Origin of the sequence: Pseudoalteromonas sp. SiA1, from assembly GCF_018732205.1 — a bacterium.
Taxonomy (GTDB): Bacteria; Pseudomonadota; Gammaproteobacteria; order Enterobacterales; family Alteromonadaceae; genus Pseudoalteromonas; species Pseudoalteromonas tetraodonis.
Map to the genome: position 1 here is coordinate 1443722 of NZ_CP076084.1, position 12503 is coordinate 1456224.

Genomic DNA, 12503 nt, shown 5'->3' on the forward strand with positions numbered 1-12503 from the left:
GTGCTTATATTTTGTTTACTCATTTATTTAAGTTTAGTAGTTTTTCAACGTGTTCTTTTGCCTGATTTAGGTAATGGCCTGCATAAATATTGGCATGGTTCAAAATAGGGTAAAGCTGATAAATAAGCTTACGATGTTGGTAGTTCTGAGAGAGTGGATAATGATGATCATAGGCGCTATAAAATTCATCGGGTAATGGAGCAAAAAATTCACTCATAGCAATATCGACCTCTCGATCACCGTAATAGCAGGCAGGGTCAAATAGGGTCGGAATATTATTTACAAATCCCATGTTTCCGCGCCAAAAGTCGCCATGTAATAATGAGGGCAAAACATGATGATTATGCAGTTGCTCTTTTACTAAATTTATCAGTTGTTCGGGGTCTGCCAGCACAATGTCTTTTTCAGCTAATAGCTGTAATTGCCAACCAATACGTTCTTCTGCAAAAAATACATCCCATTTTTTATGCCATTGATTTGGTTGAGGCGTAGAGCTTAAATAATTGTCTGTATCAAAACCAAACATCGCTTGCTCGTGTTTTTGATGTAACATGGCAAGGTGTTCACCCATCGTTGACCAATGCGTGTGGGGAAGGTCATCAAGTGTAAGCCACTCTAATACAATAAACGCATATTCTATATTGGCGCCAGTTGTAATACAGTCGGGCACCATAAATATACTGTTTTGAGTGAGTTGTTTTAAGCCCTGTGCTTGTGCTTCAAAGCGATCGAGCTCATTCTTTTGCGCAATTTTAACTAAATAATTGTGCTTGCCATCACTTATATGGAAAAGCTTATCGGTTGATGTGTTTTGCAACTGACGTTTATGGGTGTGTTTAAAATCGTAATGGATAGCTTGGCTGATCTGTTGATTGATTGTTTTCCACATAACAATTGCTCACCTTTTAAACCTATAAATAAACTATGGCAAAAAGGGATTAAATAAACAAATTAATCGGTGTAAAATTAAGACTATCAATTTCTGATAGAAATCACTGAAACGGAATAAAAATGAATAAAAGTTTTATCACTAACTTATTGGCAGCGTGTTGTGTTGTTATTGGTTTTGTATTTGATCAAACCATTGTACTTTCGGTGGGCTTATTTGCACTCTCTGGTGCGGTTACAAACTTACTCGCTATTCATATGCTATTTGAAAAAGTCCCGTTTTTATATGGTTCGGGGGTGATTGCGCTCAAGTTTGAAAGCTTTAAAGTAGCTATAAGAAATTTAATACTTACGGAGTTCTTTTCTGAGCATAAAATAGACAAGCTTCTAAGCAAGGCGCAGCCAACGATAGACTTTGAATCGGTAATTGAAAAGGTAGATTTAAATCCCGCTTTCGATAATTTGTTAGTGGTGATAGAGCAATCACAATTTGGCAGCATGCTGGCAATGTTTGGCGGTACAGAGGCGGTAGAGCCAATGCGAGAAAAATTTATCGAAAAAATGCAATTATCACTGGTGCAAATAAGCGGCACCGACGATTTTAAAATGCTACTAAGCGATATGCTTACTCAAGGCAATAACGCGGAAAGTTTACATAATACAGTACTCAAATTAGTGGATGAACGCTTAGATGAACTCACCCCTAAAATGGTAAAAGAAATAATTCAAACTATGATCCGCGAACACTTAGGCTGGCTCGTTGTATGGGGTGGGGTATTTGGTGGCTTGTTTGGTTTGTTGGCAGCGCTTATTTAATAATAAATACACGTTAAGCAGGTACTAAGCCCTGCTTAACGTGTTTGATTCGCGTAAATTGAACGTATTAAAACCGATTTCCTAGTTATAATTTGGGTTATTTAGATCCCGCCATAATAACCACCATCGGCTTATTTACCTTTGCCAAATCCCTTATTGATGTGCTGGTGGTAGCCTCAATATTGAAAAAGCGTGCAGATTTGTCTAAATCATAAAGCGCTACAAAATCATTCATTGATAAATCATTGCAGCGTAATTTTTTGCCAATTACATGCTTGTTGGTATGGAGCTCTTTAATTGTTTTGTGCAGTGTCAGTTGTTTGTTAGATGCAACGGCCATGCAAACTTGTGTACCGGGTGATGAATCAGCGGCAACAAAAGTGGTTGCCATTACAGGCGCTGTTAATGTTGCTGCGCCCAATAATACAGTTGAATATAGTGTTGCTTTGAAAGAAATCATAGTATTTGCCTCTTTGTTTATTTGCAACTTAAGTGCTGTTTAATGTAGCCAGAATGTTTTAACTGAATGGGGCAAGCTGTAAGAAGATGTGTATATAAATTATGCAATTTTGTAGGTGTATGAAAAGTTGTTCATAAGTAACCTGAACTATGGATAATAAATCTATCTCAAGCAGCTATTTTCAGCGCTAACTGCGTTGAATTTACTTGCAATAGGCCCGCTATTGACGCGAAAATTCGCCTTGTTTTCACTGTAAATTTCTGGCTGGAGAAAACGAACTAAATTATTAATATAATTCAATATGTTAGTAAATCTCTTAACCAAAGTTCAGGTTAAGTAATTTATTTTTGACACACTTTAGCGTTTTCATACTGAAATATTTTTTCAGACTGTTATTATCGCGCCCTAAATTTGTGGCATTTTATATTTTTGGAGCGCAATTGTGAATAAAACGTTAGCCAGTTACTACCAGCAAGCTTATGCGTGTGAGCAACAGCATTTTAACCAATGTTTTTATTGCGGCTGTGAGGCAACAGAGCGCGATCATTGCCCACCATTGCACATGTTACAAAGTATTATTGATTTAGGCGAAGAAGCGGATTTTGTTGCTATTGCGGCTTGTTATGAATGCCATGCATTACTTCATAATGAACGCTTAATGACCATTGATGAGCGTTTTAGTAAGCTTAAAAAGAAACTATCAAATAAATACGCCAAGCCCTTACGTGTGTACAACATGTGGGAAGAAAGCGAGCTTGGCGACATGAGCGATGAATTTGCGCACAGCATTCAAGCGGGCATGAAACTCGGTAAAGAAGCGTCAGAGCGCCTTGCATTTACAGGTTTTAGTTATGCCACTGAAGAAGCGCGTGTCACGGTGCGTGAAAAAACCAAAGAGTTTGATGTAGAAGGCAGCATATTTACAGACTTTAAAGAAGCGCTTAACTATTGCATTAATGTATTGAAGGTGCAAAAAAGTGACTTTTATAAAATTTTAGTCGAGGATTATCAAGGCGATTTTAATAAGGCATTGAGCCAATACAGGCATCGTCATGATAAAGTCACCGCCGCAAAAGATGGTAATACATTAATTAAAGATTTTTCAAAATTACATAAGCAAAATTCGGATTTTGTAACCCGAACGGTTAAACACTTTATTAGTAAAGATCCATCGCTCACCACAGAAGGGGCACTGGATAAGCTTTATAACAATTATATAAAAAAATAATTACAGAAACTCACCTTAAATAACCGCCTTTTCACCTGTTTTTTTAGCTTTATGCGTTTGCTTTCGCTAAAGTAGTAAAAAAACAGGAGAACCTAAAAACATGCAAAAATTTGCTCCCTCATTGTTAGCTGTTGGTTTAGCAGCGGCTCTTGTTGGTTGCCAAGAAAGCGGCCCGCAAGATGCAAAAGTAACCATTAATAAAAACCCATACCCAAGTACTTATCAACCCGTTGCTACATCAAGCACATTAATTACCAATGCCACTGTATTAACGGGCACGGGTGAGCGTTTAGATGAAGCCGATGTATTACTTGTTGATGGTAAAGTACAGCAAGTTGGTAAAGATTTAACCGCTAACGCAAACACCACTATCGATGCGCAAGGCAAATGGGTAACACCAGGTATTATTGATGTTCACTCTCATTTAGGTGCTTATCCAAATCCGTCGGTTGAGTCTCACCAAGATGGCAACGAAATGACTAGCCCAAATACAGCAGAAGTATGGGTTGAGCATTCAATTTGGCCACAAGATCCAGGCTTTAATCGCGCACGTGAAGGCGGTATTACCTCGTTACAAATTTTACCAGGTTCAGCTAATTTATTTGGTGGACGTGGCGTTACCCTTAAAAATGTACCGGCTCACACCATGCAAGGGATGAAGTTTCCTGATGCACCATACGGTTTAAAAATGGCGTGTGGTGAAAACCCTAAACGCGTTTATGGCCGTAAAGGTGAATTACCGATGACACGTATGGGTAATATGGCAGGCTATCGCACAGCTTGGATTGGTGCGCAAGAGTACAAGCGTGCTTGGGACAAATACGATGCTGATTACGCTGCGGGTAAAAACCCAGAAGCTCCACATCGCGATATTAAATACGATACATTACGCGGTGTTTTAGAAGGTGAGGTTCGTATTCACAATCACTGTTATAAAGCTGAAGAAATGGCGATGATGATCGACCTTTCTAAAGAGTTTAATTACCATGCGGGTACATTCCATCACGGTATTGAAGCCTATAAAATCGCAGATTTACTGGCTGAAAATGGCTCGTGTGCAGCACTTTGGCCAGACTGGTGGGGCTTTAAAATGGAAGCCTACGATATGGTACAAGAGAACGTAGCGATTGTTGATGCAGTTAAAAACTCATGTGCCGTTGTGCATTCAGACTCAGACACGACGATTCAGCGCTTAAATCAAGAAGCCGCAAAAGTAATGTACAGTGCAAACCAAAATGGTTTTGATATTTCTGAGCAGCATGCAATTAAGTGGATCACGGCTAATGCCGCTAAATCACTCGGCATTGAAGATAAAACAGGCTCACTTGAAGCAGGTAAACAAGCTGATGTGGTTATTTGGAATCAAAGCCCATTTAGCGTTTACGCAAAAGCAGAGCAAGTGTTTGTTGATGGCGCAAAAGTTTACGATAGAAACGATAGCGCATTCCAAGCACAAAGTGATTTTATGTTAGGTCAACAATAAGGAGCACCCAGAATGAAAAAATTATCACGTTCGTTTTCGCTTTCTCTGGTTGCTGCAGGGTTACTAGCATCGGGTGCGGTGAGCGCTCAATCTCTTGCTATTATTAATGCAACTTTACATACATCATCAGATCAAGGCGTATTAGAGTCTGCCAGCATCGTAATGAATGATGGCAAAATTACTGCAATCAATCCTAGCGATGTTAAAGCAGATAAAATTATTGATGCCAAAGGTCAAATCGTGACCCCTGGTTTTATTGCCACTGTAAATCAACTTGGTTTAGTTGAAGTAGGTGCGGTTGCAGGCTCTCGCGATGCAGGAGAGGAAAAAGCAGGTATTGATTTTGATGCAAGCTTGGCATTTAACCCTCGTTCAAGCCTAATCCCTTATGCACGTAAAGGCGGTGTTACTCGTGACTTAATCACTCCATACGGTGGTGACAGTATTTTTGCGGGCCTTGCCAGTGTGGTGGATTTAAGTGGTAGCTTTGAAAGCGTAAACAAAAAGCAAGCGGCATTAGTGGTTCATTTGGGTGAGCGTAGCAAAGGCTCTCGTGCATTTACGTTGCAAACACTGATCAATAAGTTAGATGATCACCAAACTAAAGCAAGCAAAGAAGCTAAAAAAGACGATGCTAAGCCAAGTGCTGAAGATAAAATAATGGCTAAAGTACTAAAAGGCGATATGCCATTACTAATTAGTGTGTCGCGTGCATCGGATATTGTTGAACTTATAAAAGTGAAACAGCAGTTTGGGGTAAATATTGTTCTTAATGGTGCGCAAGATGCCGTTGTAGTTAAAGATCGTATCGCAAAAGCGGGTATTCCTGTGATCATCAGTGCAATGGATAACTTACCAGGCAGTTTTGATTCATTACATGCAAGCCTAAATAATGCCGGCATACTAGAAAAAGCAGGTGTTAAAGTACTTTTAACTGTGGGTGGCGATGCCAGTCATAATGTTTACCAGCTCCGCTATGATGCCGGTAATGCAGTGTCTTACGGTATGAGCCAGCAAGGCGCATTAAAAGCGATGACTTCAAATGTGGCTGATGTATTTGGTATTAATGCTGGTAGCTTAGAAGTGGGTAAAGCCGCTGATGTTGTAATGTGGAGTAATGACCCGTTTGAGCTGAGCAGCCACGTAAATAAAATGTTTATTAATGGGGTTGAGGTAAGTACTGAATCTCGCCAAGATAAACTGCGTGAGCGCTATACAACAGAATCAAACATGCCACGTGCATACACTAAATAAACTTGTTTAGTTGAATATAAAGGCCGCATTAGCGGCCTTTTTTACGAATGCCTTTTACTTATACTAATCCGCAAAGTAAACCACTTAAATAAGCGAATATCTATTAGGCACAAAAAAAGGCGCTCTTTGGAGCGCCTTTTCATTCATTTAATGGATTTATACCAGTTTAGATAAAATCTCGTTAAATGTTGTGCTTGGGCGCATTGCTTTAAAAGCTGCATCGTCATTTGGCTGGAAGTATCCGCCAATGTCCATTGCTGGACCCTGTGCATCGTTTAGCTCGCTAACAATTTGCTCTTTGTTAGTTTCAAGGTCGCTAGCAATTTGCGTAAACTGCGCTTTAAGCTCGCTGTCATCATTTTGCTTAGCAAGCTCTTGTGCCCAGAATAAAGATAAGAAGAAATGAGAACCACGGTTATCAATCTCTTTTACTTTACGTGAAGGCGACTTGTTTTCAGCTAAGAATGTGCCGGTAGCTTTATCAAGTGTATCTGCAAGTACTTGTGCTTTTTTGTTACCCGTTGTTGTGCTTAGGTGCTCAAGTGACGCAGCAAGTGCTAAGAATTCACCTAAAGAATCCCAACGTAAGTGGTTTTCTTTTTCGAATTGTTGAACGTGCTTAGGTGCAGAGCCACCCGCACCAGTTTCAAATAAACCACCGCCATTCATTAGTGGCACAATTGAAAGCATTTTAGCACTGGTACCCAATTCTAAAATTGGGAATAAATCTGTTAAGTAATCACGTAACACGTTACCCGTTACAGAAATTGTGTCTTTACCTTCTTTGATGCGTGCTAGTGAGAACAAGGTTGCATCCATTGGCGATAAAATTTGAATATCTAGGCCAGCAGTGTCGTGATCTGGCAGGTATTTATTTACTTTTTTGATTAGCTCAGCATCGTGTGCACGTTCTGCATCTAACCAGAAAATAGCCGGATTACCTGTTGCGCGAGCGCGGTTTACTGCAAGTTTAACCCAATCTTGAATAGGTGCATCTTTAACCTGACACATGCGCCAGATATCGCCTTTCTCAACACTGTGCTCAAGTAACATATTACCGTTTGTGTCTACAACACGGATAGTACCGTCAGCTTTTGCTTCAAATGTTTTATCGTGTGAGCCGTACTCTTCTGCTTTTTGAGCCATAAGGCCAACGTTTGGTACGCTACCCATAGTCGTAGGATCAAATGCACCGTGCTCTTTACAAAAATCAATCGTTGCTTGGTAAACGCCAGAGTAACAACGATCTGGAATTACAAAGCTTGTGTCTTGTAATTTATCGTCTTTATTCCACATTTGACCGCTTGAACGAATTGCAGCAGGCATAGAGGCATCGATGATCACATCACTTGGTACGTGTAAGTTTGTAATACCGCGATGAGAATCAACCATTGCGATAGCAGGGCGGTCAGCGTAAACAGCTTGAATGTCAGCTTCAATTTCTTCGCGCTTAGCGTCATCTAAAGTTTGAATTTTAGAGTACACATCGCCTAAACCGTTATTTACATCAACACCTAGCTCTTCAAAAAGTGCACCGTGTTTTGCAAAAACGTCTTTGTAAAATACTTTTACAGCGTGACCAAAGATGATCGGATCAGATACTTTCATCATGGTCGCTTTCATATGAAGCGAAAATAACACGCCTTTTTCTTTAGCTGCATTAATTTCAGCTTCAAGGAATGCTTGTAATTTTGCAGCACTAATACGTGATGCATCAATAACTTCACCAGCAAGTAGCGGTGTGCTTTGCTTAAGTACAGTGATATCGCCATTAGCCGCTACGTGTTCAATACGAACATCCGTTGCTTCATCAACAGTTAGTGACTGCTCTGAACCAAAGAAGTCACCTTCTTCCATACTTGCAACATAAGACTGTGAATCTTTGCTCCATGCACCCATAGAGTGTGGGTTATTACGTGCATATTCTTTTACTGAACTTGGTGCGCGACGGTCAGAGTTACCTTCACGAAGTACAGGGTTTACTGCACTGCCTTTAATTTTGTCATAGGCGGCTTGAATCGCTTTTTCTTCATCGTTTTTAGGTTCTACAGGGTACTCAGGTAATGCGTAACCTTTTTCTTGAAGCTCTTTAATTACAGCGCGAAGTTGTGGAACTGAGGCACTGATGTTCGGTAATTTTATGATGTTAGCTTCTGGTGTTTTCGCCATTTCGCCAAGTTCTGCAAGTGCATCACCAATGCGTTGTTCTTCTGTTAGGTAATCCGGGAAGCTCGCAATAACACGACCAGCGAGTGAGATGTCGCGTGTTTCAACTTCAACACCTGCCGCATTTGTGTACGCTTGGATAATTGGTAACAACGAATACGTTGCTAATGCCGGAGCTTCGTCCGTTTTTGTATAGATAATTTTTGATGTCATCATCATTCCTAGATAGTAGGCCGCATTGGCCAAATTCAACAATGCAAAGAAATCATCGCCTAATACCTTATAAATAAAGTATTAATGTATGCAATGAGTAGTCTGTTAGGTGTTGGTACTCGTATAACCTAAACAAGGTAAGAATAATCACACCTGACGGACTAGTGTCTTTTATAACTAAAATTTATGTAAATCTAAACTAGCCATTAGGCTAAAGTAATTACGTTTTACAGGATAAAGAGTGTAACAAGCTTGGCTAAAAAGGGCTAGGATTACGCGCCAAACGCCAGCAGTTAAACATCTAATAATGAAATTATTGGGGTAGATAAAATAAAATCAAGGAGTGGGGTTGAATTAACGAACAATGAAGCAATTAATATAGAAGTGGTTAGGGGTTTTAGGGAATTAAGCGAGGATCTAAATAGGTCGCTCGCTTTAGTCTCATATTTACAATCACTCTAAAATATCGCCGTTAGGGGCTATATTAGTAGCGTGTAGACCTTTAGGGCCTTGTTGTAATTCGAAGGTAACATCTTGACCAGCTTTAAGCGTCTTGTATCCGTCCATTACAATAGTGGAGTAATGAGCAAAAATGTCGTTCTCGCAACCGTCTTCTACGATGAAACCAAAACCTTTGGCGTTGTTGAACCATTTGACTTTACCACAAGCCATACTTCTACATCCTTCTATAAGTTGACTAATTTAGTTATCCTAAACTGTATTGTTTGCTAGACTGACTAAGGTTTAATCAATCACCATTTGACTGTAGTTTATTTAAGCAACCAGTCAAGTGTTTTGGGTTATTTTTTAACATTTTATTTATTTTTTTATTCAAGTTTGCTTGAGTTACAAAGACAAGACTATATTTAATTATGAGTGGTATGAAAGATTCTGGTGTTATCGACACCGTTCGCGATAGTGAAAAGCAAAAGTTGCAGCCACCGCGAAAATATAAAGTTGTTTTAAACAACGATGATTACACGCCGATGGATTTTGTAATTGAGATCTTGATGACGTTTTTTAATATGGATAGCGATAGAGCAACTGATGTGATGCTGCAAATACATCAGCAAGGTAAGGGCATTTGTGGTGTTTACAGCGCAGATGTAGCACATACCAAGGCTGAGCAAGTTAACCGCTACTCAAGGGATAACGAGCATCCACTGCTATGTAGTTGTGAGCAGGAATAAATACCACAAAGGTGAACTTTCATCTTTGAAGTGCGGTATAAAATTATTATCTCTGTAAGGGGTTGCCAATGCTAAATAAAGACTTAGAACTAACTTTGAACACCGCGTTTCGTGAAGCGCGTACACGTCGTCATGAGTTTATGACCGTAGAGCATCTTTTATTAGCTCTACTCGATAATCCATCAGCTGGAGAAGCGCTTAATGCGTGTGGTGTTGACATTTCTGGATTAAAAACAGAGTTACTTGAATTTATTGATGAAACCACACCGGTTATTCCTGATTTAGAAGAAGAACGCGAAACTCAACCAACGCTTGGTTTTCAGCGTGTATTACAGCGCGCGGTATTTCATGTGCAATCTTCGGGAAAAAATGAAGTGACTGGTGTAAATGTGCTGGTGGCTATTTTTTCTGAGCAAGAAAGCCAAGCAGTTTATTTACTTAAAAAGAATGATATTTCTCGCCTTGATATTGTTAATTTTATTTCTCATGGGATTGCCAAAGGTGACGACGAATTAGGCGATGATACTGACGATATACATGAAGAAGTGCAAGAAGTTGCCAGTGAAGAAGCGAGTAAGCTCGACAGCTTCACCACTAATCTCAACATACAAGCCAAAGAGGGCAACATTGACCCTCTAGTTGGTCGCGACAGCGAAGTAGAACGCACCGTACAGGTGTTGTGTCGTCGTAAAAAGAACAACCCATTACTGGTTGGTGAAGCCGGCGTGGGTAAAACCGCCATCGCTGAGGGTTTAGCGTATCGAATTGTTAACGAACAAGTGCCTGAAGTTATTGCTGATGCGGTTGTTTACTCATTAGATATGGGCGCTTTGCTTGCCGGTACTAAATACCGAGGCGATTTTGAGAAGCGCTTTAAAAGCTTATTAAAAGAGCTGCAAGCTAAACCAGGCTCTATTTTATTTATAGATGAAATTCATACCATTATCGGTGCAGGTGCTGCATCGGGTGGGGTAATGGATGCCTCAAACTTAATTAAACCGCTACTTTCCAGTGGACAATTACGGTGTATGGGTTCTACCACTTATGGTGAGTACAAAAATATTTTTGAGAAAGACCGTGCCTTGGTACGTCGCTTTCAAAAAATTGATGTGCTTGAGCCCAGTGTGGAAGACACCACTAAAATTCTTAACGGCTTAAAAGAGCGTTATGAAGCACACCATGGTATTCGTTACACGCAAAAAGCGTTGAAGGCGGCAGCCGAGCTTAGCGCTAAGTACATTAACGAACGTCATCTGCCTGATAAAGCGATTGATGTTATTGATGAAGCGGGTGCAAGCCAACGCTTGTTACCTACCTCTAAACGTAAAAAAACGATTGGTGTTTCTGATATCGAGCTGATTGTGTCAAAAATGGCGCGTATCCCGCCACAAAATGTATCATCGTCTGATAAAGAAACGCTTAAAAACTTAGACCGTAACTTAAAAATGTTAGTGTTTGGGCAAGATCAGTCTATTGATGCATTAACTTCTGCCATTCGTTTGTCGCGTTCAGGTTTAGCGAATGAGAACAAACCGGTTGGTTCGTTCTTATTTGCAGGCCCAACGGGGGTCGGTAAAACTGAGGTTACCAAGCAACTAGCTAAGTGTATGGGCGTTGAGTTTATTCGTTTTGATATGTCTGAATATGTTGAGCGCCATGCGGTGAGCCGTTTAATTGGTGCGCCTCCGGGTTATGTTGGTTTTGAACAAGGCGGCTTACTAACAGAAGCGGTCATTAAAAATCCACACGCTGTTGTACTTTTGGATGAGATTGAAAAAGCCCATCCAGATATCTACAACATTTTATTGCAAGTTATGGATCACGGTACGCTAACTGATAATAATGGTCGTAAAGCCGACTTTAGAAACGTCGTAGTCGTGATGACCACTAATGCCGGCGTGCAAGAAACCACACGTAAGTCGATTGGCTTTAGTGAGCAAGACCATACGCACGATGCAATGGGTGAAATTAATAAAGTATTTTCACCAGAATTTAGAAACCGCTTAGATAACATTATTTGGTTTAATCACCTCGATAAAGAAGTTATTTTACAAGTGGTTGATAAGTTTGTTGTGGAGCTTCAAGCGCAACTAGACAAGAAATCAGTTAATCTTGAGCTTACCTCTAAAGCACGTGAATGGTTGGCTGACAAAGGCTATGACAAAGCAATGGGCGCACGTCCTATGGCACGTGTTATTCAGGAAGACCTTAAAAAGCAATTGGCAAACGAAATATTGTTTGGTGAGCTAATTTCTGGCGGTACGGTAAAAGTATCGGTTAAAGATAAAAAGCTGCGTTTTGATTACGAAAGTGATTTAACCCCAGCCTAATGGTCGTTATACAAAAGCCTGCTTTGCGCAGGCTTTTTTATTTGCCTAAGAAATAGACAACAAAAAACCCAGCAAAGGCTGGGTTTTTTGTTTATTAAATGTAATTACTGGCGAGTATCCATTAATTACATTTAATAAACGCTTAAAGCTAGTTTGCACTAGCCAAAAACTAAATCTCGTTTACGCACTTACTTAGCGAGCACGGAATACGATACGACCTTTCGATAAATCGTAAGGAGTCATTTCTACCGTTACTTTATCGCCGGTTAAAATACGGATATAGTTTTTGCGCATTTTACCTGAAATATGAGCCACAACTACGTGACCATTTTCTAGCTCAACTCGGAACATTGTATTTGGTAAAGTATCAAGGACTGTCCCTTGCATTTCGATTACGTCTTCTTTCGCCATGTTTAGCGTAACACCTCTTTAATAGTTAAACGCTGCAGATTTTGCCCAAAATACGCCAATAAGT

11 protein-coding genes are annotated in these 12503 nt (G+C 40.0%); 6 read left to right on the forward strand and 5 right to left on the reverse strand.

The features are described 5' to 3' along the window. Positions 1-19: 19 nt before the first annotated feature. Entirely contained in the window at positions 20-889 is an 870-nt protein-coding gene (locus KK487_RS06715) for a fructosamine kinase family protein (protein ID WP_013464743.1), read from the reverse strand. 122 nt (positions 890-1011) lie between these two features. Between KK487_RS06715 and KK487_RS06720 the strand changes: the two genes are divergently transcribed. Continuing rightward, positions 1012-1704, forward strand: coding sequence for a DUF445 domain-containing protein (locus KK487_RS06720; protein ID WP_215522083.1), 693 nt, complete (start codon positions 1012-1014; stop codon positions 1702-1704). Positions 1705-1801: 97 nt separating this feature from the next. Here the strand turns inward: KK487_RS06720 and KK487_RS06725 are convergent, their stop codons facing one another. Beyond that, entirely contained in the window at positions 1802-2164 is a 363-nt protein-coding gene (locus KK487_RS06725; protein WP_215522084.1) for a DUF3718 domain-containing protein, read from the reverse strand. A 442-nt stretch (positions 2165-2606) separates the two neighbouring features. Between KK487_RS06725 and KK487_RS06730 the strand changes: the two genes are divergently transcribed. From KK487_RS06730 to KK487_RS06740, 3 genes are all read left to right on the forward strand, one after another. Further along, positions 2607-3392: a hypothetical protein gene (locus KK487_RS06730; RefSeq protein ID WP_138764694.1), complete on the forward strand. Its 786-nt coding sequence runs from the start codon at positions 2607-2609 to the stop codon at positions 3390-3392. Between the two features lie 100 nt (positions 3393-3492). Then, positions 3493-4875 carry an amidohydrolase gene (locus KK487_RS06735; protein ID WP_138764695.1) on the forward strand — a complete coding sequence of 461 codons (1383 nt, stop codon included), beginning with the start codon at positions 3493-3495 and terminating at the stop codon, positions 4873-4875. 12 nt (positions 4876-4887) lie between these two features. Further along, positions 4888-6129, forward strand: a complete 1242-nt coding sequence (locus tag KK487_RS06740) for an amidohydrolase family protein (protein ID WP_128583636.1) — start codon at positions 4888-4890, stop codon at positions 6127-6129. A gap of 156 nt (positions 6130-6285) precedes the next feature. Here KK487_RS06740 and KK487_RS06745 read toward each other — a convergent pair whose 3' ends face one another. Further along, positions 6286-8508, reverse strand: coding sequence for an NADP-dependent isocitrate dehydrogenase (locus KK487_RS06745; protein WP_128583635.1), 2223 nt, complete (start codon positions 8506-8508; stop codon positions 6286-6288). A 453-nt stretch (positions 8509-8961) separates the two neighbouring features. Beyond that, positions 8962-9180: a cold shock domain-containing protein CspD gene (cspD, locus tag KK487_RS06750; RefSeq protein ID WP_013464751.1), complete on the reverse strand. Its 219-nt coding sequence runs from the start codon at positions 9178-9180 to the stop codon at positions 8962-8964. 209 nt (positions 9181-9389) lie between these two features. On the opposite strand from cspD, the gene clpS reads away from it, so the two are divergent. Continuing rightward, positions 9390-9698, forward strand: a complete 309-nt coding sequence (gene clpS, locus KK487_RS06755; protein ID WP_008110102.1) for an ATP-dependent Clp protease adapter ClpS — start codon at positions 9390-9392, stop codon at positions 9696-9698. A gap of 68 nt (positions 9699-9766) precedes the next feature. Further along, positions 9767-12028: an ATP-dependent Clp protease ATP-binding subunit ClpA gene (clpA, locus tag KK487_RS06760; protein ID WP_016899877.1), complete on the forward strand. Its 2262-nt coding sequence runs from the start codon at positions 9767-9769 to the stop codon at positions 12026-12028. Between the two features lie 192 nt (positions 12029-12220). Here clpA and infA read toward each other — a convergent pair whose 3' ends face one another. Next, entirely contained in the window at positions 12221-12439 is a 219-nt protein-coding gene (gene infA, locus KK487_RS06765) for a translation initiation factor IF-1 (protein WP_002962494.1), read from the reverse strand. Between the last annotated feature and the right edge of the window lie 64 nt (positions 12440-12503).

Bases quoted from the DNA above. Each gene is read 5' to 3' on its own strand.
- KK487_RS06720 (WP_215522083.1), top strand. From the start codon at position 1,012: ATGAATAAAAGTTTTATCACTAACTTATTGGCAGCGTGTTGTGTTGTT.
- cspD (WP_013464751.1), bottom strand. From the start codon at position 9,180: ATGGCTTGTGGTAAAGTCAAATGGTTCAACAACGCCAAAGGTTTTGGT.
- KK487_RS06735 (WP_138764695.1), top strand. From the start codon at position 3,493: ATGCAAAAATTTGCTCCCTCATTGTTAGCTGTTGGTTTAGCAGCGGCT.
- KK487_RS06715 (WP_013464743.1), bottom strand. From the start codon at position 889: ATGTGGAAAACAATCAATCAACAGATCAGCCAAGCTATCCATTACGAT.
- KK487_RS06745 (WP_128583635.1), bottom strand. From the start codon at position 8,508: ATGACATCAAAAATTATCTATACAAAAACGGACGAAGCTCCGGCATTA.
- clpA (WP_016899877.1), top strand. From the start codon at position 9,767: ATGCTAAATAAAGACTTAGAACTAACTTTGAACACCGCGTTTCGTGAA.
- clpS (WP_008110102.1), top strand. From the start codon at position 9,390: ATGAAAGATTCTGGTGTTATCGACACCGTTCGCGATAGTGAAAAGCAA.
- KK487_RS06725 (WP_215522084.1), bottom strand. From the start codon at position 2,164: ATGATTTCTTTCAAAGCAACACTATATTCAACTGTATTATTGGGCGCA.
- infA (WP_002962494.1), bottom strand. From the start codon at position 12,439: ATGGCGAAAGAAGACGTAATCGAAATGCAAGGGACAGTCCTTGATACT.
- KK487_RS06740 (WP_128583636.1), top strand. From the start codon at position 4,888: ATGAAAAAATTATCACGTTCGTTTTCGCTTTCTCTGGTTGCTGCAGGG.